This window comes from Paenibacillus sp. FSL W8-0194, assembly GCF_037969745.1.
Classification (GTDB): Bacteria; Bacillota; Bacilli; order Paenibacillales; family Paenibacillaceae; genus Paenibacillus_AQ; species Paenibacillus_AQ cookii.
This window is the reverse complement of the sequence record NZ_CP150205.1, coordinates 1,532,398-1,559,302: the sequence shown is the minus strand read 5'-3', so window position 1 is coordinate 1,559,302 and position 26,905 is coordinate 1,532,398. Positions and strand designations below refer to the sequence as shown.

At 56.6% G+C, this 26,905-nt stretch carries 21 protein-coding genes; 7 read left to right on the top strand and 14 right to left on the bottom strand.

The annotated features are described in order from the left end of the window. Positions 1 to 6 precede the first annotated feature (6 nt). The 4 genes from MKY58_RS06760 to MKY58_RS06745 form a co-directional block, all read right to left on the bottom strand. Positions 7 to 1,542, bottom strand: a complete 1,536-nt coding sequence (locus MKY58_RS06760; protein WP_339323948.1) for a flotillin family protein — start codon at positions 1,540 to 1,542, stop codon at positions 7 to 9. Then, positions 1,542 to 2,078, bottom strand: a complete 537-nt coding sequence (locus MKY58_RS06755; protein ID WP_339323947.1) for a protease — start codon at positions 2,076 to 2,078, stop codon at positions 1,542 to 1,544. Before MKY58_RS06755 ends, MKY58_RS06760 begins: the two co-directional genes overlap by 1 nt. Before the next feature lie 292 nt (positions 2,079 to 2,370). After that, positions 2,371 to 3,747, bottom strand: coding sequence for a HAMP domain-containing sensor histidine kinase (locus MKY58_RS06750; protein WP_339325072.1), 1,377 nt, complete (start codon positions 3,745 to 3,747; stop codon positions 2,371 to 2,373). Further along, positions 3,747 to 4,424, bottom strand: a complete 678-nt coding sequence (locus MKY58_RS06745; RefSeq protein ID WP_339323946.1) for a response regulator transcription factor — start codon at positions 4,422 to 4,424, stop codon at positions 3,747 to 3,749. Before MKY58_RS06745 ends, MKY58_RS06750 begins: the two co-directional genes overlap by 1 nt. 314 nt (positions 4,425 to 4,738) lie before the next feature. Here MKY58_RS06745 and MKY58_RS06740 point away from each other — a divergent pair, with 314 nt between their 5' ends. The 3 genes from MKY58_RS06740 to MKY58_RS06730 are packed head-to-tail and all read left to right on the top strand — an operon-like array spanning position 4,739 to position 8,557. Continuing rightward, entirely contained in the window at positions 4,739 to 5,488 is a 750-nt protein-coding gene (locus MKY58_RS06740) for a polyphosphate polymerase domain-containing protein (RefSeq protein WP_339323945.1), read from the top strand. Then, on the top strand, positions 5,485 to 6,165 hold the full coding sequence (locus MKY58_RS06735; protein ID WP_339323944.1) for a DUF4956 domain-containing protein: 681 nt from the start codon (positions 5,485 to 5,487) through the stop codon (positions 6,163 to 6,165). The genes MKY58_RS06740 and MKY58_RS06735 overlap by 4 nt, the downstream gene beginning before the upstream one ends. Positions 6,166 to 6,184: 19 nt before the next feature. Then, the gene (locus tag MKY58_RS06730) at positions 6,185 to 8,557 is read left to right on the top strand and encodes a carbohydrate-binding domain-containing protein (protein ID WP_339323943.1); all 2,373 of its coding nucleotides are present in this window, start codon (positions 6,185 to 6,187) and stop codon (positions 8,555 to 8,557) included. 214 nt (positions 8,558 to 8,771) lie between these two features. On the opposite strand, the gene MKY58_RS06725 is transcribed toward MKY58_RS06730, so the two are convergent. The 4 genes from MKY58_RS06725 to MKY58_RS06710 all read right to left on the bottom strand — a co-directional run bounded on the left by MKY58_RS06725 (position 8,772) and on the right by MKY58_RS06710 (position 13,887). Then, positions 8,772 to 9,935, bottom strand: coding sequence for an iron-containing alcohol dehydrogenase (locus MKY58_RS06725; RefSeq protein WP_339323942.1), 1,164 nt, complete (start codon positions 9,933 to 9,935; stop codon positions 8,772 to 8,774). Between the two features lie 177 nt (positions 9,936 to 10,112). Continuing rightward, on the bottom strand, positions 10,113 to 11,699 hold the full coding sequence (locus tag MKY58_RS06720) for a UDP-glucose--hexose-1-phosphate uridylyltransferase (RefSeq protein WP_339325071.1): 1,587 nt from the start codon (positions 11,697 to 11,699) through the stop codon (positions 10,113 to 10,115). A gap of 18 nt (positions 11,700 to 11,717) precedes the next feature. Next, positions 11,718 to 12,707 (bottom strand): UDP-glucose 4-epimerase GalE, encoded by a 990-nt coding sequence (gene galE / locus MKY58_RS06715; RefSeq protein WP_339323941.1) that lies wholly within the window; start codon positions 12,705 to 12,707, stop codon positions 11,718 to 11,720. Position 12,708: 1 nt separating this feature from the next. Beyond that, positions 12,709 to 13,887 (bottom strand): galactokinase, encoded by a 1,179-nt coding sequence (locus MKY58_RS06710; RefSeq protein WP_339323940.1) that lies wholly within the window; start codon positions 13,885 to 13,887, stop codon positions 12,709 to 12,711. Between the two features lie 180 nt (positions 13,888 to 14,067). Between MKY58_RS06710 and MKY58_RS06705 the strand changes: the two genes are divergently transcribed. Then, on the top strand, positions 14,068 to 14,949 hold the full coding sequence (locus MKY58_RS06705; RefSeq protein WP_212947403.1) for an AraC family transcriptional regulator: 882 nt from the start codon (positions 14,068 to 14,070) through the stop codon (positions 14,947 to 14,949). A gap of 62 nt (positions 14,950 to 15,011) precedes the next feature. Here the strand turns inward: MKY58_RS06705 and mgrA are convergent, their stop codons facing one another. From mgrA to MKY58_RS06685, 4 genes are all read right to left on the bottom strand, one after another. Then, on the bottom strand, positions 15,012 to 16,016 hold the full coding sequence (gene mgrA / locus MKY58_RS06700; RefSeq protein WP_339323939.1) for an L-glyceraldehyde 3-phosphate reductase: 1,005 nt from the start codon (positions 16,014 to 16,016) through the stop codon (positions 15,012 to 15,014). Between the two features lie 86 nt (positions 16,017 to 16,102). Next, positions 16,103 to 16,846, bottom strand: a complete 744-nt coding sequence (locus MKY58_RS06695) for an NAD-dependent protein deacylase (protein WP_036711296.1) — start codon at positions 16,844 to 16,846, stop codon at positions 16,103 to 16,105. 202 nt (positions 16,847 to 17,048) lie between these two features. Further along, the gene (locus MKY58_RS06690) at positions 17,049 to 17,711 is read right to left on the bottom strand and encodes a bifunctional 2-keto-4-hydroxyglutarate aldolase/2-keto-3-deoxy-6-phosphogluconate aldolase (protein WP_036711292.1); all 663 of its coding nucleotides are present in this window, start codon (positions 17,709 to 17,711) and stop codon (positions 17,049 to 17,051) included. A 59-nt stretch (positions 17,712 to 17,770) separates the two neighbouring features. Continuing rightward, positions 17,771 to 18,739, bottom strand: coding sequence for a sugar kinase (locus MKY58_RS06685; RefSeq protein ID WP_339323938.1), 969 nt, complete (start codon positions 18,737 to 18,739; stop codon positions 17,771 to 17,773). 322 nt (positions 18,740 to 19,061) lie between these two features. On the opposite strand from MKY58_RS06685, the gene MKY58_RS06680 reads away from it, so the two are divergent. Then, positions 19,062 to 20,093: an acyltransferase family protein gene (locus MKY58_RS06680; RefSeq protein WP_339323937.1), complete on the top strand. Its 1,032-nt coding sequence runs from the start codon at positions 19,062 to 19,064 to the stop codon at positions 20,091 to 20,093. A 263-nt stretch (positions 20,094 to 20,356) separates the two neighbouring features. Beyond that, positions 20,357 to 22,042, top strand: coding sequence for a dihydroxy-acid dehydratase (gene ilvD, locus MKY58_RS06675; RefSeq protein WP_339323936.1), 1,686 nt, complete (start codon positions 20,357 to 20,359; stop codon positions 22,040 to 22,042). Positions 22,043 to 22,173: 131 nt separating this feature from the next. On the opposite strand, the gene MKY58_RS06670 is transcribed toward ilvD, so the two are convergent. After that, the gene (locus tag MKY58_RS06670) at positions 22,174 to 23,589 is read right to left on the bottom strand and encodes a polysaccharide deacetylase family protein (protein ID WP_339323935.1); all 1,416 of its coding nucleotides are present in this window, start codon (positions 23,587 to 23,589) and stop codon (positions 22,174 to 22,176) included. 263 nt (positions 23,590 to 23,852) lie between these two features. Between MKY58_RS06670 and MKY58_RS06665 the strand changes: the two genes are divergently transcribed. Further along, positions 23,853 to 25,010 (top strand): AI-2E family transporter, encoded by a 1,158-nt coding sequence (locus MKY58_RS06665; protein WP_339323934.1) that lies wholly within the window; start codon positions 23,853 to 23,855, stop codon positions 25,008 to 25,010. On the opposite strand, the gene MKY58_RS06660 is transcribed toward MKY58_RS06665, so the two are convergent. Beyond that, the gene (locus MKY58_RS06660; RefSeq protein ID WP_339323933.1) at positions 24,979 to 26,757 is read right to left on the bottom strand and encodes a penicillin-binding protein 2; all 1,779 of its coding nucleotides are present in this window, start codon (positions 26,755 to 26,757) and stop codon (positions 24,979 to 24,981) included. The genes MKY58_RS06665 and MKY58_RS06660 overlap by 32 nt on opposite strands. Positions 26,758 to 26,905: the final 148 nt, after the last annotated feature.

Sequence of the window (26,905 nt, the reverse complement as noted above, 5' to 3'; positions counted from 1 at the left end):
GAGATACTACTCCTCCTTGGCCGCGCCCGCCTCCAGGTTCACCAGCTCGCGTTCCTGCTGCGCATGCTGGGCCGCCACCGGAGCGGGTTTCGATTTGCCCGTCAGGTTTTTGATCAGTCCCTCCACGTCGATGCCGGACACGCTTTTCAGCATTTCCGGCGCGGTGGACATCAGCTCGGTCACGTAGTTGCTTACGCGGGCCGCGCCTTCGCCTTTGCCCGTATCCACCACGGTAAGCTTGTCGATCGACGAGATCGGCTGAGCGATTTTGCCGGCCAGCTCAGGCAGCATTTTGACGATGATGTCGAGCACCGCCGCTTCGCCGAACTTCTGGAACGCTTCCGCCAGCTTTTCCTTCGCTTCGGCTTCGGCCAAACCGCGCAGGCGGATGACTTCCGCTTCGGCGGTACCTTTGGCCCGCTCCGCATCGGCGATCGCCTGGCCTTCCAGCCGTTTTTGCTCCGCGGAAGCTTTGGCCTGCGTTTCAATGGAATACTGCAAAGCGTCCGCTTCGCGCATTTTGCGAGCTTTGTCCGCTTCGGCCGCCTGCTCGACGGCGTAACGGTCGGCATCCGCTTTTTTCTTCACTTCGGCGTCGTATTGCTTTTGCCGGACCATGATTTCTTTTTCCTGCAGGTCGATTTCGCGTTCCTTGCGGACCAGCTCGACCTTCATCTGTTCTTCGACCATCGTCTGCTTGGCGCGTGCTTCCTGAATGTGGTATGCCTGGTCGGCTTCCGCCTTCGCCGTGTCCTGCTCCTTCTTAAAGGAGGCAACCTTCAACTCTTTTTCCTTGGTCGCTTCGGCGATGTTGGTATCGCGCAGCAGCTCGGCCTTTTGCCCCTGTTCTTCCGCGTTCGCCTTCTGAATCCGCGCATCCCGCATCGCTTCGGCTTCCGCGATTTCGGCGTCCCGCTTCACTGCCGCAATCCGCGGCTTGCCCAGCGCGTCGAGGTAACCCTGCTTGTCGCGGACGTCCTTGATCGTGAAGGAAACGATCTGCAGCCCCATCTTCTTCAAGTCGCGGGCCGCCACGCCTTGGACCTCCTGCGCGAATTTGTCGCGGTTCCGGTATACTTCCTCCACGGTCATGGAGCCCAAAATCGCCCGCAGATGGCCTTCCAGCACCTCTTGGGCTTCGCCCTTCAGCGCGTCGATCGGCTTGCCGATAAATTGCTCGGCCGCGGTCGCGACGTCTTCGATCGAACTGCCGACCTTGATGATCGCAACGCCGTCGGCGATGACAGGCACCCCTTGCTCGGTATAAACCTCGGGCGTTGATACGTCCAGCTTGTGGGAAAGCAGCGAAATAAATTCCGACTGCTGGAATACGGGCAAAATAAACGCGCCGCCCCCGCGGACGATTTTGATCTTGCGTCCCGATTCGTCTTCCGCGATGTTTTTGCTTCCCAAAAAGGAACCCGTCACGATCATGGCTTCGTCCGGCCCAACCGTCTTGTAGCGGGCCCAGAATGCCAGCCCCAGCACGATAATAACCCCGACGACAATGATGGGAATGAGCATGTAATCCGGCAAATCCATTAAACAACATCTCCTTTTCTCTCGTCTAATTTGGCGACGCGCAGTACCCCGTCAAGCACGTCAACGACGACCACCCTGGTGCCTGCGGCCAACAGGCAGCGATCGAAACTCGAAGCGATGTGGAGCGTGTTCCCGGCGCCAAGCTTGATCATGACCTCGCCGAAGCCCGATTCGGGAATCGGTATGGTGACCTCGCCGATGCGGCCCGACAACTCGCGGATGGAATAAGCGGTGGAGTTTTCGCTGTTGTCCATCGGCCTGACGTAAAACCAATAGACCAGCGCCGAAATGATCACCGCTGCAGCAATCGACAGCAAAACGACCACGAAGCCTCCCCATCCCGTATAGCGCTCAAGCAAAACGCCGGCACCTCCAAACACCGTCACAGCGCTTGCGATGACCATCGGTTTCAGGAAATCGACCGACAAAAAGTCGAGCAGCCCGTCAAGGGCATGGCTGACCAGATCCCCCAAAACGACGCTGACCACCGCAAACAGAATTCCGCCTGCCAGACAGCTCCAGAAAAGCGTTTCCATGGTCGCATCCTCCCATGCCGGGATTTTGCAAAATTCGTCAATCCGTCCGCTTCCGGATCGCAATTGTGGAAACATACCCCTTCGATCCACCTATTGCCGCTTGGAAATTCGCTTTCACATTGGATTTTTGCAAAATCCCCCAGATATGTTCAAACTGCCTATATAAGGATATACGTAATAAGACTCGAATTGTTTCAAATATTTCCTCGCTGATAAAATCTTGGCGAAACGAAACGGTTGTCGGCGGGAACCCTTTGGAATCCCTTTTGTTTCGATGGTCTGCTCTCCCCTCCTACCCCAACTGCACATAAAAACTCGTCTGTTCGTTAGGGACGCTTTTGACGAATATTTTCCCTTTATGGCCCTCCACGATCGATTTGGCGATCGCCAGGCCAAGGCCGTACCCGCCGTGCTTCCGCGAGCGGGAGGCATCGGCGCGGTAAAAGCGGTCGAAAATATGTTTTATATGTTCCGGGGCGATGCCTTCGCCCGTGTTGGTCACCTTCAGCAGCGGGCGGTGATGCTGCTTTTTCAGTTCCAGATGGATGGCCCCCCTCGGATTGGCGTATTTGACGGCGTTGTCGAGCAAAATCATCACGACCTGCTTCACCTGCTCGCTGCTCCCCGTCATGCTCAAACGGGGTTCGATTTCATACGTGAGCGCGAGCTCTTTTTCGTATATGACCGCTTCCATGGTCAAAATGACGCTTTCGACCGCTTCGCTAAGATCAAACGGGACGAAGATCAGATGTCCGCGGGCGTCGTCCATTCGGGCGAGGTACAGCAGATCGTTGGTGAGCGCCTTCATGCGCTCGGTTTCCGATTTGATATGGTGCAGCCATTTGGATTGGGACTTGATGGAGTCTTCGCTGTTCGCCAGCAGCACCTCGGCGTTGGTGTTGATGACGGCCAGCGGCGTTTTAAGCTCATGGGAGGCGTCGGCAATAAACTGCTGCTGCTTCTCAAACGCTTTGCGGACGGGTTCGATCGAACGATTGGCAAAATAGCGGCTCGTCAAATAGATCACGGCCAGCATCACCAAGGCCACCGCCAAAAAGGTATAGATCAGATTGGTGGTGATTTTGAGCTGCGCCGTCACGTCCAAATACACGACGGAATATCCGCTTGGCGTCGGCTGTACGCTATACGCCCAGCGCGTCCCGTCCATATTGAAACGGCCGCTCCGGACCGGATTTTGTACGGCTTGGTTTTTGGCCGCGTCATAGAAGTCTTGGCTCATTTCGAAGCGGGAATAGGTCTTGATTAGATTCCATTCCCGATCCGTTTTCAGCTCGAAGGAAACCGAAAGTTCGGGAGGCGGCACTTGGCCTTTCTCCATGGGGCGGGAAGAGCCTTCTGCAGATGGCCCAGCAACGGCAGCGCCGCTCCCTTGCGGCGGCGAGGATGGATCCGGGCTGTCATCGCCTTTCGCCTCGGCTTCCAAGCTCCCTTCCTGCGCTGACGGCAGCGCCGAAGCTTTTGCCGGATCTTTTTTGCCCGGTCCTCCCCCCTTATGATAAAACTCCGATACGCGCTGCAGCTCCATGCCGATATCGCGGCGGACGTTTTGGTACGTGATCATGTAAATTGCCGTAAAAGCGACCAGCATGATGAATGTAATGATAGCCATGTTCATCAGCAGAAACCGGTTGCGCAGCTTTTTGAACATCACGAAACCGCCTCCAGCACGTAACCGACGCCCCGGATCGTGGTGATCCGCACCGACGCGCCCAGAAAAGCCAGCTTTTTCCGCAAAAACGAAATGTACACTTCGACGTTGTTATGTTCGGCATCGGAATCAAAGCCCCATAATTTTTCGATGATTTGCTCTTTGGAGGTGACCGCCTGTTTTCTCAGCATCAGCAGCTCCAGCAGCTCGCTTTCCTTCAAAATCAGCTTCAGTTCCTTGCCCCTGCAGCTCAGCTTCAGCATGGACGTATTCAGCTCGATGTCCCCGAATTTCAGGCCGTCCTCAGGCACGACCTCTCCTTTTCGCCGCAGAACCGCACGGATTCGGGCCAAAAGCTCGCCGGTGGAAAACGGCTTGGCGACGTAATCGTCGGCTCCGCAGTCGAGCCCCGCGATCGTGTCGGAAATTTCTCCTTTGGCCGTGAGCATGATGACCGGCGTGGCGATGCCTTCGGCCCGGATCGTCCGCAGCAGCGTGATTCCGTCCATCTCCGGCAGCATGATATCCAGCAGCAGCAAATCGTAAATCCCGCTGAGGGCGTTATCCAATCCCGTTTGGCCGTCGTGAACGGCGTCCACGGAATAATGGTTTTTTTTCAAAATTTGCGTCAGCGCCTCCGCCAGATACACCTCGTCTTCAACGATTAATATGCGCATAGTCGTAATCTCCCTCATTCTCTCTGATGAATCGTCTATCCCTACGATAAGGAACGAACCTTTAACCAACCTTAATAAGCGCAAAATGCTCCGGCCCAAGAACCTTCGTTCCGCTGCGGATGGCGGTTCGCTAAACGTCTTCTTCCTCCGGGTCTTTCCCGATCCCCCGCCGTTAGTGGCAAACGTTATATTTTCGCTGTGTAAACGGAATGTTATCGCCGTGTTTAAGTTTCGTTAAAGGTTGTGCCGTTAAGCTACAGACATGAAAGGGCGATGCCCCGCGAGGCGTTACTGACGAAAGGAGCGAAATGACGATGGCGATTGAAGTTTTTAACCGGTACGAAAACAAGTACCTGATGGACACCAAAGCTTTTTACAACATTTACAACGACCTGATGGCTTATATGGAACCGGATGAAAACAACAAGGACAACAAGTTTTACACCATCAGCAACCTGTATTACGACACCGAACATCACACACTCATCCGTACCAGTTTGGCCAAGCCCAAATACAGGGAAAAGCTGCGGATCCGGTCGTACGGCGTGCCGGGCAGCGATGCCAAGGTCTATTTGGAGCTGAAGAAAAAAGTGTTCGGCCTGGTGAACAAAAGAAGGACCGCCCTCAAGCTGAGCGAAGCCTACGAATTCGTCCGGACGGGCACCCCGCCCGCCTTCCGGAAAGGCATGAACAAGCAGGTCATCGGCGAAATCGAATATTTTTTGAGCAGGTACGAGCTGCAGCCGATGGTCTATCTGGCGTACGACCGCATCGCCTTGTTCTGCAAGGGCAACCGGGATCTGCGGATCACTTTCGATACCCACATCCGCTCGCGCCGCCATGACCTTCGATTGGAAGCCGGCGATTACGGCGACCCGCTGCTGGAACGGGGCCAATGGCTGATGGAAGTCAAAGCCGAAAAAACGGTGCCGGTGTGGCTGTCCAAAATGCTGTCCGAGCACCGATTGTACCGCACCAGCTTTTCCAAATACGGGAATGAGTACAAAAAATCGATTCGAAACGCAAATGCGCAAGTCGTGGAAAGGGAGAGAGTTGTTTTATGATCGATTCCATTTTGAACGCGTCCGCCGCGGACACCGCTCTATCGTTACCCCGCGCGCTTTTGACCTTGGCCGTCGCCATTGTCCTGGGCGCCATCATCAGCTTTACGTACATGAAAACCCAGCCTGCTTTTTCGCAAAGCTTCACGCTGACGATGGTCATCCTGCCGGCGATCGTGGCGATCATCATCATGCTGATCGGCAGCAACATCGCCCGGGCGTTCAGCCTGGCGGGGGCCTTCTCCATCATTCGGTTCCGAAGCGCGCCGGGGGATGCCAAGGACATATCCTACGTGTTGTTTTCGATGGCGGCCGGGCTGTCCGCCGGGGTCGGGGCATTCGGTTACGCCGTTTTGTTTACTATCATTCTTTGCTTGCTGATGTATGGGCTGGGCAAAGCCAAGTTCGGCACAAGAAAGGATCATCCGAAAACGCTCAAAATCACCATCCCGGAAAATCTCGGTTACGAAGAAGCGTTTGAAGAGGTATTCCGCAGGCACCACGTCGAGTATGAGCTGAGAAAAGTCAAAACGGCCGAGCTCGGAAGTTTGTATGAGGTGGTGTATTCGATAAAAATGGGGCCGCAGACGAACCAGAAGGAATTTTTGGACGCCATCCGGACCCGAAACGGCAACTTGGACATTACGCTGACGATGAACCCTGCGATGCAGGAATATTAAATTGAAAAGAGGTCGAACCATGAAACCATCCTATAAAACGAAATTTGCGGCAATTCTGATCCTGTCCGCCATGCTGGCCTCCGGCTGCACGACCAGTGCCGCGGGCACGAAGGCGGCGACGGACGGCACATCAACGGACACGGCAGCGGCGGAAGCAGCCGTGGATGCAAGCAAGGCCAATGCCCAGCTGGCGAGCCTGAAAATAAAAGATCTTGTCCAATATGACGGCGACGATACGACCGTGGACTGGGAGGAGAGCAAGGCCACGAAGGTGACGCTGAACGGCGCCAGCGCGGCCGTTGACGGAGCGGGCGCAAAGGCGAGCGGCGGCAAGATTACGATCTCCTCGGCCGGAACTTACGTAGTAAGCGGTAAGTTGACCGGAGGCAGCATCGCGGTTGACGCTGGCGAAGACGATGTCGTGCGCCTGGTGCTGAACGGAGCACATATCGCGAGCCCGGACGGTCCGGCGATCCAGGTCAAAAAGGCCGGGAAAACGGTGGTGACGCTGGCCAAAGGAACGGAAAACACCTTGTCCGACGGAACCAAGTATGCGGATTCGTCGGAAGATGCCCCGACGGCGGCGCTGTTCAGCCAGGACGATCTGACGATCAACGGCACGGGGCAGCTGACCGTGCAGGGAAATTATAAAGACGGCATCACGAGCAAGGACGATCTCAAAATCGTCGGCGGCACGCTGAGCGTCAACGCCGCCGACGACGGAATCATCGGCCGCGACCTGGCTGCGGTCAAGGGCGGAAGCATTTACGTCAATGCCGGCGGCGACGGCTTCAAGACGACCTATGACGGCGACAAGAACAAGGGTTACCTGCTTATCGAGGACGGAACCTTCCGCATCGAAGCCGGCAGCGACGGATTTCAGGCGGCCGCTTCGCTCCTGATCGACGGGGGCACCTACGACGTGGTAACCGGAGGAGGCAGCGCGAACGCCGAGCCGCACGAGGAAGAAATGCCGATGGGACGCCCGGACTTCGGTGGACGGACGGAGCCCGAAGCGCAAGGCGAAAAGGCCGAGGCTCAAGGCAAGGACAGCGGAGATGCGGCAGCAGGCGCTACGAATAGCGGCAAGCCGTCTGCCTCAAGCAGCGGTTCCGCGTCCCAAGCGAATGAAAATGCCGCCAACAAGGACGGCAGTGCCTCAGCCGGAACGGAAGCAGCCCAGACGGCGGATGAGGAGAGCGAATCCGCCAGCATGAAAGGGCTCAAGGCCGAGGCTGGCATTGCGGTGTCGGGCGGAACGTTCAACATCGATTCGGCCGACGATACGGTGCACAGCAACGGCAGCATCTTGATTTCGGGCGGCGATTTGGATCTTGCCACCGGCGATGACGGCATCCATGCCGACGTATCGATCGTCGTTTCCGGCGGAAAAGTGAACATCAAGGAAAGCTACGAAGGCATCGAAGCCGCGGACATCACCCTCTCCGGCGGCGAAGTGCGCGTCGTGGCCAGCGATGACGGCGTCAACGCTTCCGACGGAAGCGGCAGCTCGGAAGGACCGGGCCGCATGTTTGGCGGCCAGCGGCCGGAAGGCATGCCGGGCCAGCCGCCGGCCGGCGATTCGGCGCAGAGCGGCGATCAGGCTCCTGCCGGCACTTCCTCGCAGAGCGGAAGCCAGAACACGGATAGCGCCGCAGGCACGCCGCCGCAGCCGCCGGCAGGCCAAGACATGCCCGGCGGACCTGGCGGCAGCGCCGGCACCGCAAAACTGACGATCAGCGGCGCTTACCTGACCGTGGACGCGGGCGGCGACGGCCTCGACGCCAACGGCTCCATCACGATGACCGGCGGCACGGTGCTGGTGAACGGCCCGGCATCTAACGGCAACGGCGCCCTCGACTATGACGGCACGTTCGAGCAGTCCGGCGGCCTGCTGGTTGCCGCGGGAAGCGCCGGAATGGCCCAGGCTCCGTCGGAATCTTCGTCGCAGCGTTCGGTGCTCATGACGTTCCCGGGCACGGTGAAGGCCGGCACGCTGGTGACTTTGACCGACGGCAAAGGAACGCCGATGCTGAGCTTTGCTCCGGCGAAAGACATTCAGTCCATCGTGATTTCCACGCCGGACCTGAAGTCCGGCGACACGTACGCCTTCTATACGGGCGGCCAATCCAGCGCTACGGCGAAGGACGGCCTTTACGCCCAGGGCAAGCTGACCGGCGGAACGAAAATCGTCAGCTTCAAGCTCGGCGAAGCGGTCACGTACGTCAACGAATCGGGCGTGACCACCGGAGGCGGCGGTTTCGGCGGCGGCCGCGGGCAAGGTCGCCCGGGCGGATTCCGGGGCCAAGGGAATTCGGCTGGTAACGGCGCGCCGGCGCCAAGCGACTCCGGCAGCACCCAAGACGAGAAGCCGGATTCTTCCTCGATTTGACGGTTTAAGCCCAGACAGCATTTCTACAAGCCCCTTGCCGGTGTCCATCAGCCGGCAAGGGGCTTGTAATTGCCTGTATGTCCGCATCAGATGCCGAAGAAAAATACGATCGACGTAAAAAATGACCCGCAAGAAATCGCATAGCATGCGTTCTTCTTGCGGGTCATTCGCGTTTCTTGAAATGGACTTAAAAATGAGGCTGTCCCTTTAGCGATTACAGCGACAGCTTGTAAATTTCAACGACATCTTCTTTATTGAGCGTTCTGAACTTGCCGAATGGCCCGAAACGGACCGTTTTTTCGGCCATGACCTCGATTTGGCTGTCGTCGATGCCGTAGTCCGCGAGCCGGCTCGGCGCACCGATGGAGCTCCAGAAATCGCGCAGCGCCTGAATGCCTTCCAGCCCGACCTCTTCATCGCTTTTGCCCGACGGATCGATATGGAAGACGTTGACGGCAAGCTGTTTGAACCGGCTTGGATTGGCATGAAGGTTGTATTTCATCCAGTTCGGGAACAAAATCGCCAGCCCGCCGCCGTGCGGAATGTCGTAAACGGCCGAGACGGCGTGTTCGATGTTGTGGGTCGCCCAGTCGCCGGCATACCCCATGTTCAAAATGCCGTTCAGCGCCATCGTGCCGCAGTACATGATCGTAGCGCGGTCCTCGTAATTTTGCAGGTCGTTGATCAGGCGCGGAGCCGTGTCGATGACCGTGCGCAAAATCGTTTCGCAGAAGCCGTCCTGTACCGGCGTGTTCGTTTCCGTATGGAAATAATGCTCCAGCACGTGCGACATCATATCGACCATGCCGTAGACCGTTTGGTCTTTTGGCAGCGTAAAGGTGTTCACAGGATCCAAAATCGAAAACGCGGGATACGCGTGCGGGCTGCCCCAGCCCATTTTCTCCTGAGTTTTCTCGTTCGTAATGACGGAGCCGCCGTTCATTTCCGAACCGGTCGCCGCAATCGTCAATACGGTGCCGAGCGGAAGCGCATCCTGCGGAACCGCCTTGCGCTCGACGAAATCCCACATGTCCCCGTCGTATTTGGCGCCGACCGCAATCGCCTTCGCGCAGTCGATGACGCTGCCTCCGCCGACGGCCAAAATCAGGTCGATGCCATGCTCGCGGCACAAATCCACGCCTTTATGAACCGTCGCCAAACGCGGGTTCGGCTCCACGCCGCTCAGCTCGGTCACTTCGGCACCGATTTCCTTCAGCAGCGCATGCACGTCGTCGTACAAGCCGCTGCGTTTGATGCTGCCGCCGCCGTATACAAGCAGGACGTTTTTGCCGTATTTCGGAACTTCTCTTTTTAATGTATCAAGCTTTCCTTTGCCAAAGATCAGCTTGGTCGGATTATGGAATTCAAATGCATTCACAGCAAATTCGCCTCCCGGGTCAAAATGATTGTGCTTGTTTATTATACCTCTCTCTTCCGAAAAAAAACAAACCGCCCAGCCCCGAATACGAGGATTTAGGCGGTTTGACCCGTTTTTTTGATGAATCGCTTCAGAAATTTTTCGGCACGGATTCAGCATGCCCCAAACGGCCCGGATTTATTGAACCGTCGTGCAACCCAGATGGGACACGAACCGGAAAAACGCTTCCTTCCCGGCTTCGGTTCTTTTGTACACTCCGGCATGGCCCAATATTTCGACGAAAATGTCCCCGACCTCGGACTGCACCAGCTTCCAGGCTTCTTCCTTGCTGCGGCCGATGCCGTATTTCGCCGCCATTTGCTCGATCCATGGCTTATGCAAACGTAAAGGATGGTCTTCCTGCTCATTCACGGCCTTGAAAAGCGCTTCGTCCCCGGCAAGGATGTCGGCCGTCAAATCGAGTTCTTCCTTCAGTCGTCCCGGCAAAATCGCCAGCCCCATCACTTCGATCAAACCGATGTTTTCTTTTTTGATGTGGTGCATTTCCTCGTGCGGGTGGAATATCCCGGCCGGGAATTGTTCGCTGGTCCGGTTGTTGCGCAGCACGAGGTCCATCTCGTATTCCCCGCCCGGCGTCCGGCGCACGATCGGAGTCACCGTGTTATGCGGCACCTGCTTCCCGCCTTCTTCGCTGAAAGCCAAAATATCCGCCGCCGGATCGCTGTACCGTTTCCACGATTCATACACCATGTCGGCCAGCTCCAGCAGCACGCCGCGGTCTTTTCCGGTCAGGCGCAGCACGGACATCGGCCATTTGACGATGCTGACCGTGATGCCGTCATAATCAGGATGCGCAAAAACCGCTTCCTTCGGCGCGTTTTGGATCGGGAAGGTATGGCGTCCCCCTTGGAAATGGTCATGCGTCAGGATCGAACCGCCAACGATCGGCAGATCGGCATTGGAGCCGATAAAATAATGCGGATATTCGTCCACGAAAGCGAGCAACCGGCGGAACGTGTCCTTCGTCAGCTTCATCGGCACATGGTCGCGATGGAACACGATGCAGTGCTCGTTATAGTATACGTACGGAGAATATTGGAAAAACCAGGGCTCGCCGTTTAGTTCAAGCGGAATGACGCGCAGGTTTTGGCGGGCCGGGTGATTGACCCTGCCGGCATAACCGACGTTTTCGCGGCACAGCTGGCATTTCGGATACACCGGAGGCGGCAGCAGCTTCGCCATGGCGATTTCCTTCGGGCTTTTTTCCGGTTTGGACAAGTTGATCGTGATTTCGATGTCGCCGTACCCCGATTCATGCCGCCAATAAACGTTTTTGTTCACGCGGTCCATGCGGATATAATTGGCATCCACCGACAGTTCGTAGAACCGGCTAGTCGCCGCTTCGATCCCTTCCGTTTCCTTCAGCTTCAAAAATTCCCGGGTAACTTCGGAAGGCCGCGGCATGAGGCAGCCCATAATTTTAGCATCAAGCAGATCCCGGTACGTGTCCGTGTCCTCAGGAATAAGCCCGATGCGGACGCCGTAGCCGATCAGGACGTCCAGCGCCGGCTGCGGGCCTTGAATCGGCTCCGGCTTGTCGTCCCCGAGGTACGGCTCGCTGAAGCCGAACAGCTCCAGCAGCAGATTGCGGCCGTAATCTTCGTCGAGCGGCTCAAGGAGCCGGCGTTCGAGCGCAAAGCGGACAAGCTGTTCGATCGCTACGAGCGCCTGTTGTTGTTCCGTTGTTCCGTTTGCTTCGTTCATGTTCACCGCCGTGCCTCCTTATTCCTCGCCATAGCCGTTCGGACGGCTTTGGTGCCAGTTCCAGGCGCTTTGAATGATCTCCTCCAGCTTTTCCCGTTTCGGGTTCCAGCCCAGCACTTCCCTCGCCTTTTGCGAGGATGCGACCAGAACGGCCGGGTCCCCGGCGCGGCGCGGCTGCATGACGACCGGAATGTCGAGGCCCGTCACCTTTTTCGCCGTTTCGATCACTTCCTTCACCGAAAAACCTGTGCCGATGCCCAGGTTGAACACGTTGCTGCTTTCCCCTTTGCGAAGGTAATCGACCGCGAGCAGATGGGCGTCGGCCAAATCGCTCACATGAATGTAGTCGCGGATGCAGGTGCCGTCCTCCGTCGGGTAATCGTCCCCGAACACGGCGATGCTTTCGCGCTGCTTCAGCGCCGTTTGCAGCACGAGCGGAACCAGATGGCTTTCCGGACGGTGGTCTTCGCCGATTTTGCCGCTGTCATGCGCGCCTGCCGCGTTAAAATAACGCAAAGCGACGTATTTGATGCCAAGCACCTGGTCGAACCACGACATCATCCGTTCCATCATCAGCTTCGTTTCGCCGTACACGTTAGTCGGCTGCGTCCGGTCGTTTTCCTGAATCGGCACCCGTTCCGGCTCGCCGTAGGTCGCTGCGGTCGAAGAAAACACGATGCGGCGGACGTCTGCGGCATCCATCGCCTCCAGCAAGCACAACGTCCCGTACACGTTGTTATCGTAATATTTCACCGGTTTCTGCATGCTTTCCCCGACAAGCGAATTGGCCGCAAAATGGATGACCGCGTCGATGTCGTTTTCGGCGAAACATTTCGCAAGGAGCTCCTTATCGCGCAAGTCGCCTTCATACAGCTTGCCGCCGAGCAGCGCCCCGCGGTGCCCCGTCTGCAAGTTGTCGAGCACGACCACTTCCTCGCCGCGTTCCAAAAGCGCCGCTACCGTATGGGAGCCGATATACCCCGCTCCACCCGTTACAAGAATCGCCATCTTATTTGTCCTCCTTCAGTTCTTTTACGCCGTCGCCCGTACCGCAAACGTAAAACTCCGCCTTCAGGCCCGTACGTTGTTCATAGGCTTGGCCCACCTGCCTCACAAACGTTTCCACGTCATCCTCATGGACCAGGGATACCGTGCATCCGCCGAATCCGGCGCCGGTCATCCGCGCCCCGAGCGTTCCGGGAATGCGCCGCGCCTCTTCCACCATGACGTCCAGCTCTTCGCAGCTGACCTCGTATAAATCCCGGAGCGAATCATGCGACGCGTTCATCAGTTCGCCGAACCGCTGCAAATCGTTGTTTTTGAGCGCCTCCACCGAATCCAGCACCCGCTGGTTTTCCTCCACGACATGCTGCGCCCGACGTCTCACCGTCTCATCGGCGATGCCGTTTTTGAGCGTTTCGAACCGCTCCGGCGTAAGCCCCGCCAAATACTCGAGCCCGCCTGCTTGCTGCTTCAAAATCCCGAGTGCCGTCTCGCACTGCTGCCTGCGCTCGTTATATGCGGAATCCACCAGGCCTCTTCGTTTGTTGGTATTTCCGATGACGATTTTATATGCCCCGGTCCTAAACGGCACATGTTTGTATTCCAGCGTGTCGCACATCAGCAAAATGGCGTGGTCGCGTTTTCCGTTCGCCACGGCAAACTGGTCCATAATGCCGCAGTTGACGCCGACGTATCGGTTTTCCGCCCTCTGCGACAGCAGCGAGATGCTTACCGTGTCCGGATCGCAGCCCTCCAGCGTTTGCAGCGCAAAAGCGGTTACCACTTCGATCGATGCCGACGAAGAGAGGCCGGCGCCGTTCGGAATTTCGCCGTGATACAGCAGGTCGTACCCCGTCGTAACCGGGCAGCCCTCCTGTTTATTTTCAACCATGACGCCAATCGCGTAGTCGACCCATTCCCCCGTTTTTTCCCGGCCGATTTCGCTCAGGCTCAGTTCTTTTTCGTACGGAAAATTGGTCGTGGCCAGACGGATGTGATCGTCTTCCCGCCGGCGCGCAAGCAACGTGGTTCCGAATTCCAGCGCCGCAGGCATCACGTATCCTCCGTTATAATCGATATGCTCCCCGATCAGGTTCACCCGGCCCGGTGCCAAAAATACGCGGATGTCCTGCGCGGATTCCCCGTATTTTTCGATAAACTGCTTTTTAAGCGATTCGATGTTCATTTGTGATGCACCCATCCTTTCCTTATGGTGACGTTCTGGTTTAAGTATAAAAAACAAAGGCATCCCTGTTAATGCAATTATGTTTGCTTACTATGGATTTTTGTGACTTCGAAATCTATAATAACATGTGAAGCGGAAGAATCCCGCAAAAAATTGAACCGTCTAAAAGGAGGTCCGGCCATGGCCGTTCAGGAAAGCTACAGCGTCGCATCCAATCCGGTTTATCATGAACAAAGCCCGCTGCGCGTGCTGTTTGCCGGCGAAAGCCAAACCAAACCGCAGCATGTGGTCGGGCCTAAAATATATGATTATTATTTGTTGCATTACGTCGAAAGCGGCCGCGGCCAGTTCCGGTCCGAGCAGCATACGTACGAGCTGGGGGCCGGCAGCTGCTTCCTGATCCACCCGGGGCGCCTTGTCAGCTACGCGTCCGACGCAAAAGATCCGTGGCGCTACCGCTGGACGGCGTTTTCCGGAAGCGCGGCGAAGGCGCTTGTCGAGTCGGCCGGGTTTGCCGGAGGGCAGTCGGTGCTCGCAACGGGCGGCGAAAGCTTTATCCCCGAGGCGATCCGCCGGATTTCGCAAGCGTTTTACGGCAAGAAGGAAAGCGCGGATATGGCGGCGCTGGGGCATCTGTATCTGATTTTTGCCGAAGCGAAGGACCTGCTTACGGACGAAACGGGCCTGACCGGTACCGAATCCCAGGTGCGGCGCACCGTCAAGCAAATGATCCATTATTTATCGGCCCAATACGCGCATCCCGTGTCCATCGAACAGATGAGCGAAAGCTTGGGATATAATCGCGCCTATCTCTCCCGGATTTTCAAAAAGGAAACCGGCATGTCCCCCGTCACCTATTTGCTTAAGCTGAGAATCGATAAATCGCGCCAACTCCTGCGGGAACGCCCCGAGCTCTCGATCGAGCAAATCGCCGCTTCCGTCGGATTGACGGACGCCCTTTATTTTTCCAGGCAATTCAAACGGCTTTGCGGCTATTCCCCGAGCCACTACCGCGACCGGATCGCCGCTTCGCCGGGCGCAGGCCCGGAAAGCCGCCGTTAAGACCGGAATCCATCATGCAAAAACCCGCTGTTCCTCTAAAGGAAGCAGCGGGTTGCTTACATTCATGACTCGTTTTCCGTTTTCAGTATCGCCTCGATCCGGTCCAGCTCCTCTTGGCTGAAGTCCAGGTTTTTCAGCGCCGCCACGTTATCTTCGATTTGGCTGACACGGCTTGCGCCGATCAGCGCCGACGTCACCTTCCCGCCGCGAAGCACCCAGGCGAGCGCCAGCTGTGCCAGGCTTTGTCCGCGGGCAGCCGCAAGCTGGTTCAAGGCGCGGATTTTGCGCAGCGCCTCCGGCGTGATGTCCTGCGCGTTCAGGAACACGGACGAGCTGGCCGCCCGGGAGTCCTCCGGAACGCCGTTCAAATATTTGTTCGTGAGCAAGCCCTGCTGAAGCGGGGTAAAAGCGATGCTGCCGACGCCGTTGTCCTCCAAAACATCCTGCAGGCCGTTTTCGATCCAGCGGTTCAGCATGGAATAGCTGGGCTGATGGATCAGCAGCGGGGTGCCCAAAGACTTCAGGATCGAAATGGCCTCCGCAGTTTGTTCAGCGGAATAATTGGAAATGCCGACGTACAAAGCCTTGCCGGAACGCACGGCATGGTCCAGCGCCATCATCGTTTCCTCCAGCGGCGTATCCGGGTCGAAACGGTGGGAGTAGAAGATGTCCACGTAATCCACGCCAAGCCGCTTCAAGCTCTGGTCCAGGCTCGACAGCATGTATTTGCGCGAGCCCCATTCCCCGTAAGGACCGGGCCACATATGGTATCCGGCCTTCGTGGACACGATCAGCTCGTCCCGATGCCCGTGCAAATCCTGCTTTAATATTTTGCCGAACGTTTCTTCCGCGGAGCCTGGCGGCGGCCCGTAATTGTTCGCCAGGTCGAAATGGGTGATGCCAAGGTCAAACGCGCGCGTAACCATACTCCGGGCATTTTCGAACGTGTTCACCCCGCCGAAATTATGCCAGAGGCCAAGGGAGATGGCAGGAAGCTTGAGGCCCGAACGGCCGCAACGGTTATAGATCATTTCGTCATAACGTGCTTCGTTTGGTGTGTAAGCCATAGCAATCCGCCTTTCTGTTATTAAGGTACATTACCGCTTGCTTTCAAAAGCATAGCTCTTTTGCATCGCGTCCGGCAAAAAAACGCTTAAATGCCCAACAACCGGCCCACCTGATCCATGACTTCGCCGATTTTATCGTTGATGATCAAATCCGCCCTTTTGTCGTACGGGGTCGGGTCCATGTTCAGCAAGACCGAGCGGGTCCCTTTAAAATAAGAAACGAGTTCGGCGGCCGGATGCACCGTCAGCGACGTTCCGCCGATCAGCAGCAAATCCGCATTCGCGATCGCGTCCATGGCGCTGATCAGCACTTGCTGGTCCAGCGCCTCCTCGTACAAAACGACGTCCGGCTTCACGATCCCTTGGCAGTACGGGCAGCGGGGAACCAGATGCTTGCTCGCCATCACCTGCTCCAGCCCGAAAAAACGGCGGCAGCCCATGCAGTAATTGCGGTGAACGGAGCCGTGCAGCTCCAGAACTTCCTCGCTCCCGGCCTGCTGATGCAAGCCGTCGATGTTTTGCGTCACGATGGCCTTCAGCTTGCCCTGCGCCTCCAGCTTGGCCAACAATCTATGGCAGCCGTTCGGTTTGGCGTCGGGATGAAGCATTTTGCTGCGGTAAAAGTCGAAAAAGATTTCCGGCATTTTCATGAAAAAAGAACGGCTGAGCATCTGCTCCGGCGGGTACGGGGAATGCTGCTCCGTTTGGTACAATCCCGCGGCGGAGCGGAAATCGGGGATGCCGCTCTCTGTCGAGGTACCCGCTCCGCCGAAAAAAACGATGTTGTCGCTTTGCTCAATCCAAGAGGCCAATGTTTCGATCTTTTGCACCCTTTGTGCACCTCCACACTTGATCGGATCCGTCCTTACGGGGTCCTTAGACAACGGTAACCTTTTTGCCCGAAAATGACGCAAAAAAGCGGACGAAAGACATGATCAGCCTGCCTCCTCCAGGGAAGGCAGGCTGCCAGAAGCCGCATGGAAAGCGGCGTGTCGCCGCTGCTTGCGGCCTTCGCGGGCACCGCGGGCCGTGTTAACGTTTCGCTTCGCGGTAAGCTTGCATATACTGCTCGGCTTTGCTGCGCACCAGGTCCATATTGCCCGTCTTGACGGCTTCGTTCGTCAAATCCGAACCGATCCCGACGGCCACCGCACCGCCTTGAATCCAATCCTTCAGGTTGGAAAGCGATACCCCGCCCGTCGGCATAAAGTTCGCCTGCGGCATCGGTCCTTTCATCGTCTTGATGATCCCCGGCTCGTACAGGTTCCCCGGGAACAGCTTCACGATGTCCACGCCCAGCTCGAGCGCGTGCTGAACCTCGGCGATGGTCATGACGCCGGGCATGATCGGCACGCGGTACAAATTGCATATTTTAACGGTTTCCGGGTTGAGCGACGGTCCGACCACGAATTCGGCCCCGGACATGATCGCGGCTCTCGCCGTTTGCGGCTCGAGCACCGTGCCGGCGCCGATGACGGCGAATTTGTCCGGATCTTCCGTCTTCCAGCTGTACATGCGGCTCAGCTTTTCGATCGCCTGCAGCGCGCCCGGCACCGTCAAGGTCACCTCGATCACTTTGATGCCCCCGGCAATCGCTGCCTCGGCCATCGCAAACACCTGGTCGGCGGAATCGCCGCGCAACACGGCCACGACGCCGTTATCGATGATTTTTTGTAATATTTGGAGTTTTTTCACAATCATACGCTCCTTTTCACTCATTATATGGAAATCCTGTCACGATGTCTATGGAATGATTACCTTTCAATGTGCATCCTGCGCTCCAGTTTCGCCTCGACCTGTTCCCACGTTGGCAGCGCTTCCCAATCTCCGACGGCCTGGATGACCAGAGAGCCGGTCAAATTTCCAAGACGCACCGCTTCCACCGTTGAATGCCCTTTCAAAAGTCCGGCGATGAAACCCGCGCAAAAGCCGTCTCCGGCCCCGACCGTGTCCAGCACCTGGTCCGCTTTGAAATACGGAACTTCCGTCAGGGTACCATCCTCAAGCACGTAGGTCAAATCCGGACCGCCCTTGATTACGGAAACCGCGTTCAGCCGGGAAAGCCGCTCGAATACCGCCTTATCGTCCTCCGTGTCGTACAACAGCTTCAGCTCGTCCAGCCCGGGCAGAAAATAATCCGCCTTCTCCGCCAGCCTCAGCAGCACGCTGCGCGCTTCCTCCAGCGTCCACAGCTTCAGCCGCAAATTCGGGTCGAAGCTTACTTTGACCCCGGCGTCCCGCGCAAGATCCATCGCTCTGTCGACGCAGGCCAAAGCCGAATGGCTGATCGCGGCCGTGATGCCCGTCACGTGAAGGATGTTGGCGCTCTGGATGTACGCCGCGTCCAGCTGCTCCGGCCGGAGCATGCTTGCCGCGGAATTTTTGCGGTAATAATATACCGACGACTTGCCCGCCGTGTTTTCGCGAATCATCAGTCCCGTCGGCGCCTCGCCGTTAAAAACGGCCCGCGACACGTCGACGCCCTCGCCGCGAATCGCTTTATGTATCATCGTCCCGATCGGATCGCGGCCCAGCGCCCCGAACCAGCCTGCCCGCCGGCCCAGCCGCGCGACCCCGATCGCCACGTTGCTTTCCGCCCCGCCGAACGATTTGTGAAGCGTCGACGCGTACTCCAATCCCCGGGTATCCTGTGCCGTAAAGAGTCCCATGCTTTCGCCGAAAGTAACCAGTTCAGGCCCCGCAAATGCTGTATCCTGCTGCATAATAGTCCCCTTCCTTATTGAAGTCGGGATTTTGCAAAATTCGTTTCCGTCCGCTCCAGGGTGCCGGTTAAGCAATATATAGACGAACCGAACCGCCCGCCCTAACGATTGCTGAATTAAAAGCCGCTTTTTGGATTTTTGCAAAATCCTCAAGTCTGTACCTATTGTCGGCGCAGGAGGATGGGTTGTCAATACGCAAACCCTTCATCGGGTTGGCATATTTTAAGGAAATGGCAGCGTTTTATATGTGAAATAAATCACGACAATAATCCGAAAAGCGTAGTACTTTTAAGGTGTCAACGATCTGGAGGGAGTCATCATCATGGACAACACGCTGCCCCGGGAAGGGGAAACCTATTTTCTGAATTTGCGGTTCATTCTGATCCTGACCGTCTGCATCGCCAATGCCGCCGAGCCGCTGATCCGCCAAATGGACGGTCTGCATGCGCTGTATTCATGGATTTATACCTATCATATGCCCCTGTTCGTGTTCGTCACCGGGTATTTTGCCAAAGGCGGGCTTGGCGGGCCGGAAGGCCGGAAGGCGCTGCTGCAGATCGGCCTGCAGTATGTCATTTTTCAAAGCCTGTATTCGCTTCTGGACGCGGCCTTATTTAAGGTCCCGGACATTCGCCATTCGTTTTTCGTTCCCTACCTGATGCTCTGGTTTTTGGCCAGCCATATGGCCTGGCGGCTGCTCATGCTTTCGATGCGCAGGTTTGCTCCCGCAGCCCAATGCTCCATCTCCTTGATCCTGGGCGTCCTGGTCGGTTATTTGCCGCTGGACGGGACCTGGTTAAGCATAAGCCGGACGTTCGTGTACCTGCCGTTTTTCGTGATCGGCTATCATTTTTCGTTTGCCGCATTCAAGCGCCGGGTTACGCCCCTCAAAAAAATCGCCGCCGCGGCGCTATCCGCGGCCCTGCTTGCCGTCATAGCTTTCCACGGACTCCGCTTGCCCGAGGGCTGGCTGTTCGGCAGCCAGACTTACCTGCAGCTGGGGCATCGAGAATGGTATGCCGGCGTCTACCGGCTTGCCCTGTACGGCCTGCAATCGGCGTCGGGGGCGGCATTTCTCGGCTGGATCCCGTTCCGCCATGGCCGCCTCACCGATCTGGGCAGGCGTACGCTGTACGTGTTTCTCCTCCATGGCATCATCGTCCGACTGGCCGCAGCTTTGGGGCTTTACGGCTATATCCGCCATCCGGCCGGGGCCGCCGTCCTCCTTGCGGGAGCCGTGCTGATGGCTTGCGTTCTCGCCCAACCTTTCGTTAAAAAGGCTGCTTATCGGGTCATCGAACCCCAAGTGGGATGGATCTTGCGCCTGGAACGGATCGCCTTGGGGAAAACTTGATGCGGGCGAGCCTCAAATCAGCGAAATGTCTCGGTTTCGCCGGGATATCGGCAAAAAAAGGCATCTTCCTTCCGGCTTGCCGGGCGGGGATACCTTTTTCGCCCTTTTTCGCCGCTGCGCCGCGGTTGGCTTCGGATTGACTGCTAGAAAAAGCTTTCATTTTGTGATAGACTCATATAAATCGTTTATTCGGGCACTTTTCTCAGTAACCGCGCTAAAGCGAGAAGCAGTCATATTTTTCTAAAGTAGGGGGAAGAGACACCATGGCACCTAAAAAAATGCGTTCAGACATGATCAAAAAAGGCTTTGACCGCGCTCCGCACCGCAGCTTGCTGCGTGCAGCCGGCGTCAAAGAGGAGGATTTCGGCAAACCGTTCATCGCCGTCTGCAACTCCTATATCGACATCGTTCCGGGACACGTGCATCTCCAGGAATTCGGCAAGCTGGTGAAGGAAGCGATCCGCGAAGCCGGCGGCGTTCCGTTCGAATTCAACACCATCGGCGTCGACGACGGCATCGCGATGGGACATATCGGCATGCGTTATTCGCTCCCAAGCCGCGAAATTATCGCCGACTCCCTGGAAACCGTCGTATCCGCCCACTGGTTCGACGGCATGGTCTGCATCCCGAACTGCGACAAAATCACGCCGGGCATGCTGATGGGCGCGCTGCGCGTCAACATCCCGACCATCTTCGTCAGCGGCGGTCCGATGAAAGCCGGCGTGGACAGCAAAGGCCGCAGACTTTCGCTGACTTCCGTGTTTGAAGGCGTCGGCGCCCACCAGGTCGGCAAAATCTCCGACGACGACCTGCTCGAGCTCGAACAATACGGCTGTCCGACCTGCGGCTCCTGCTCCGGCATGTTCACGGCCAACTCCATGAACTGCCTGGCGGAAGCGCTCGGCCTGGCCATGCCGGGCAACGGCACGATCCTGGCCGTCGCCGAAGAACGCAGGGAATTCGTGAAACAATCGGCACGCCAGCTGATGGAACTCGTCAAAATGGACCTGAAACCGCGCGACATCGTGACGCTGGAAGCGATCGACAACGCCTTTGCCCTCGACATGGCGATGGGCGGCTCCACCAACACCGTGCTGCATACGTTGGCGCTGGCCCAGGAAGCAGGCATCGACTATCCGCTGGAACGCATCAACGAAGTGGCGAACCGCGTGCCTCACATTTCCAAGCTGGCACCGGCTTCCGATTACTTCATCGAAGACGTGCATACGGCCGGCGGCGTGAGCGCGGTATTGCATGAGCTTCTGAAAAAACCGGGCGCCCTCCACGGCGATTGCATCACCGTAACGGGCAAAACGCTGGCCGAAAACGTGGCCGGCTGCGAAATTCTTGACAAAAACGTCATCCATCCGATCGACCAGCCCTACTCCGAGCGCGGCGGTTTGGCCGTATTGTACGGCAACCTGGCACCGGAAGGTTCGATCATCAAGGTCGGCGCGGTGGATCCGTCGGTCGGCGGATACCATAAAGGTCCTGCGATCTGCTTCGATTCCCAGGACGAGGCGCTGGAAGGCATCGCAAACGGCAAAGTCAAGGAAGGCATGGTCGTCGTCATCCGCTACGAAGGGCCGAAAGGCGGACCAGGCATGCCGGAAATGCTCGCGCCTACTTCGCAAATCGTCGGCATGGGCCTTGGCGCCAAAGTCGGCTTGATCACCGACGGACGTTTCTCCGGCGCTTCCCGCGGCATCAGCATCGGGCATATTTCTCCGGAAGCTGCCGAAGGCGGCCCGATCGCTTTCGTTGAAGACGGCGACATCATCGAGCTCGATCTCAACAACCGCAAAATCGAGCTTCATATCAGCGACGAGGAAATGGCGGCCCGCCGCTCGAAATGGAAAGGCTTCGAGCCGAAAGTCAAAACAGGTTATCTGGCCCGCTACTCCAAACTGGTAACCAACGCCAGCCAAGGCGGCGTCATGAAAATCTAATCATTCATACATGTTCAAGGGGCAGCGCTTCGGTATTTGATACCGGAGACGCTGCCCCTTTTTTTGCCGGGCACAACCAAAACCCCCGCCGAGCCCATTGGCTCATTGGCGGGGGTTTGACGTTTCATGCATTAAATGGCCGGCGTCGAGCTTTCAAGCCCTTGCGCCGCTGCCAAACTTAGATCGCTCGGTTCGTTTGGCTCCGGCTGTTCGCCGCGTCTGCGTTTGGATTCATGATGGCGGCGGTGCGAGCCGCTTTCGGCATAACGCTCCAAAAATTCGCCGATCGGCATCAGCAGCATTTTCGGAACAAGCTGCTTCGACTGCTCCTTCAGGCGGGATTGTCCGGACGGGTGAATGACGCTAAGTAAAAATTTCAAATAAAGCCGTGAAGAGGTTGAAAAGAGCCCGTCCTTCAAATCCACGATCCGGAACCCGAACTGCTCCGGCCCGCGATTGACCATGGTCACGCCGTAAAGCGCCTTGGCATCCATGGCTTTCGGATCCTCCAAAATGCACTGGGCAAGCGCCGGAAATTCCTTTTCCATTGTGCGGATCAGATGAATGGCCAGATGGACCGGTGAACGCGACCTTACCCCGAAGCGGAACAGTTTTTCGTTGTCAAAATGAAGTTCAACGACCTGATCTCCCTTTTCGAGGACCATTCCATCGTCAAGCTCGATTCTCTGTCCGCCGTATTTGCGCACCCTGTAATGCAGCATTGGATCATACGGGTTGACGGTTTTCAGCCGGAACATTTTGTGGAATACCGTTTCCCACACGAGCCACAGCTTGACGAGCACCAGTTTGGAAAGCGGGACGCTTTTTTCCGGAGCGGTTTCCTTCGCTTTGATCATGTCGTCCACCCGGATGCTTTTCAGGCCTTGGCGTTTGGCTTCTTCCAGCACGCGCTCCAGCGCGATCAACATCTGCCGCGGCGCGTCGGGATTGGCCCCTGCGGTCGTGCCGCAATCGTGAAGCAGCAGGACTTCTCCCGGATGAAGCTTCTGAAGCATCCGTTCCGTCAGCTTGTCGGCACCGATCCTTTCCCTCCAGTCGCCGAACATCGCGGACCAGAGCACGATTTTAAAATTGCCGCTGCGTTTTTTGTTCAAATCGAAGAGGTTGACGATCCCCCAAGGGGGACGGTAATACGAGGAGCGCTCGCCGGTGATCGAATGGATGATCTTATCGGTCTTCATAATTTGTTTCGTGACGGTCGCAGGCCGCATGAACCAATTGGACTTGTGAACGTAGTTATGGATCCCGATCAGATGGCCTTCGTCGTACATGCGTTTCACCAGCTCCGGATTTTGTTCGGCATGAGACCCGACAACGAAAAAGGTTGCCTTGGCATCGTATTTTTTGAGCAAATCCAGCAGCTGGGGCGTGTAATGCGGATCGGGGCCGTCGTCGAAGGTCAGCGCGTATTCATGCTCGGTGGAACCTCTCCGAAAAACGCGGAACCCGAATATGCGGGTAATGAGTCCAGGGATGAACGCATAAAAAGATGAAATATAGAACAACCAAAGCAGCAAAGTCTGCATGTCATAATCCCCACTTTTCTCTGATTGACTTTGACTTGCCGAAAGGCAGGTATCTCTATAAAATGAATGTGAGCACCAGCTATCGCTGCCTAAAAAGAAATACGGACGATATTCGAGCGGAAGTGCTGCAAAATATAAAGGCGCTATCTTTTATTTTATCACAGCCGCTCAAGAAATAGGCATTTTTTTAACCATCGAATTGATATTTTTATTTTAGTTTAGTTGTCCCATCAAATACATATGCTTAGGAGTGATTTTTGTTCATGCTTCCGCTGTATAAAAAATATTGGAGGACCTTTCTCGACATCGGGATGATCGTGCTGACCGTTTTGCTCGTCATGTATGTCTTCAGCAAACTGTATCAGATCGCGGCGCCCGTTTTTTTATCCTTCCTCGTGTTTTTCATGATCGAACCTCTGGCCAAATTCCTGAACCGGAGAGGTCTTCCCAAAACGATTGCAGCGGCTGTTTCCGTTCTGCTGTTCGTGCTTGTCATCCTGGGGATTTTGTTCGGCATCGGACTGATCGTGGTTTCCCAAATCGCTCAAGTCCAAGATAATTTGCCCCAATACACGAAAATGATCCAAACGGCATTTGGAAAAACGACCGCATTCCTCCAGCATAAAATCGAGGCGCTTCCTCCGGACATCACCGACAAGATGAACGAAAACTTTAAAAAATTCACGGAGTATGCGACCGGATGGGCAACCAGCTTCTTAAAGTATATGGTATCGCTCTTCAGCTCGTTCTCCACGTTTATGGCCAATTTCGGCATCGCGATCATTCTCGCCTTTTTCCTCAGCACGGAGATCGGCGGCTGGCGCAAAATCGTGAAGGACAAGTCTCCGAAAACGTTAAAAAACGCTTATACGTTTATGAAAACGTACGTGCTGAAAGCGATCGGCTCCTACATCAGAGCGCAAATGCTCATGGTGTTGATCACGTTCGTATTGATTTACGCGGGCCTGCTGATTTTGGGCACGGGGAACGAACTTTCGCTTGCGCTCGTCTGCGCCATATTCGATATTTTGCCGCTCGTGGGCGTTCCGGTCGTTTTGATTCCGTGGATCGTGTACCTGTTTATCGTCGGCAACATCAGTTTGGCGATCGGTTTGTGCATCCTGCTGGTGGTCGTCCTCCTGACGCGCCAGCTGCTCGAGCCGAGAATTACCGGCAACTCCATCGGCATTTCGTCCGCGTTCCTCATGTTGTCGTTCATGATTATTTCGCTTTCGATCTTCGGCGTCGCCGGCCTCATCCTTTCGCCGGTTCTGCTGATTTTGCTCAAGGAACTCCTGCAGCAGGGGTATTTGCAGCGCTGGATCCGCTTGCCGCAGGAAGAATTCGACGTCTCCCCGTTCGAAATGAGCGCGCCTGCCCCGCAGGAAACTAAGCGCTCCGGGAAGCGAGCAGATTCATAATATCCCCAAACAGGGAGGTAGCTTGATTGCTGCCTCCCTCTTTCATGTTTTGAAACAGCACGGCCAGCGCATATCGGGGATGCTCTACCGGTCCATAACCGATAAACCACTGATTGTTGCGCGGTTGTCCCTGGACTTTGACTTGAGCCGTTCCGGACTTGCCAGCGAGCTTCCACTTAGCATGCATCAGCGATTTCCCCGTTCCGTTCGTCACGACCGTTCTCATCCACGCGGTGAGCAGGCGGGCCGTTTCCGGCCGGATGCTGCCGGCATTCGAAGGAGCAAAATGGGGTTTGAACTCCTTCAGGAGCTGGCCGTTGGCGTAGGAAACGTGATGCAGGAGCCGGGGCGCCCGGACTTGCCCGTCATGCAGCAGGGTGACCACGAGGTTGGCCGCCTGCAGCGGCGTTACGCGCACATCCCTTTGCCCGATCCCGGATTGCGCTCGGACCCCGCCGTCCGAAGCCGCCTGTTCGCTTGAAAATATCATCCCCTTCTCCTCATGATCAAACGGCCTCATGACAGGCATGCCAAGCATGTCTTTGGCTTCCCATCCGACCGTCCGCCCCAGTCCGAGTTTCCTTGCCGTCGACTCCAGCTCTTCCCCGGCCATCCGTTCCCCGAGCTCCGCAAAAACGACGTTGGAGGATTGGGCGAATGCCTGCTCCAGCGTCAGCGCCCCATGGCCTGTCGCTTTCCAACAAGACAACCCGTATCTGGCATATTTGCCCGAACAGTAAAAGGATTCGTCTAAGCTCGTAACTCCGGCTTCCAATGCGGCCGCGGCCGTGACCGTCTTAAAAATCGAGCCCGGCGCGGTCGCCTGAACCGCCCGGTTATTCCATGCCCCCTGCTTCGGATCGACGTTCAGCGGATTGTAAAAAGGACGGGATACCATCGCAATGACGTCGGCATTGCTTGCATCGAGCAAAACGACGGCCCCTTCCTTCATCCCGGCTTTTTCCGTCAGCTTTTCGATGTCCCTCTGCAGCTCAAGGTCGATCGTGGACGTAAGCCGCAGCGGATAATACGGATTGTTGGGCGATTTTAATTGGATGCCCGTGCCCGGAATCGCCCGGTTCAAGCCATCGACCGTATAATAGACGGTCGTCGGTCCGACGCCGCGCAGCATCGGCTCCATCGTTTTTTCGAGTCCCGCAGCCCCCTCGCGGAAAGCATAACCGGTATGGGGCATTTGCATTTGCCCCGGCACATCCGTCAGGTATCCGAGCCACTGCATGCCGTTCGGCCGGTTTTCATACCGCTCCGTGTAGGGCAGAACCTCGAGACCGCTGAATTCCAGCGCCGATATCCGCTTGGCTTGTTGTTCCGTTAGGGCCAGCGGCGCGCCGCCGGACTCCCCTTTCCACAGCATCGGCACGCTTAGCCGTCCCCACAATGCCGCAAGCCGCTCCGAATCGACGCCGAGCGCCCGGGCCACGGGATTCAACCGGCCGTCTTTGTTTTCGAGCGACTTGCGGTCCACCGGGAACAACACTGCCGCCGAAACGGTTTTTCCGGTGAGCGGTTTTCCGTTGCGGTCATAGACGTTCCCCCTTCCGGAATCGAGCACGACGCCCCGTTCCCTTTGCAGCACGGACATTTCCTGCAGCGTGTACTTGCTGTCCGGCAGACTCGAAGCGCGGAACACGAGCTGGACATACGCCAGGCGCAAAATAAGCACGACCAAAATCCCCGTCAGGATGACCAATCCGTAAAAAATACGCTGTTTTTGTTTCAATAACATAGAGCACCGGTCCTTTTTCGACGTTTTTTTCCATTATGTCCTTATTCCATCGGTTCCAATCGGCCTTGGCGGGACGCTACTTTTGAATGCAAAAAAAAGCCGTCCCCTAAAGCCGGAAAATCCGGCGGGACGGCTTGCGCATAGACTC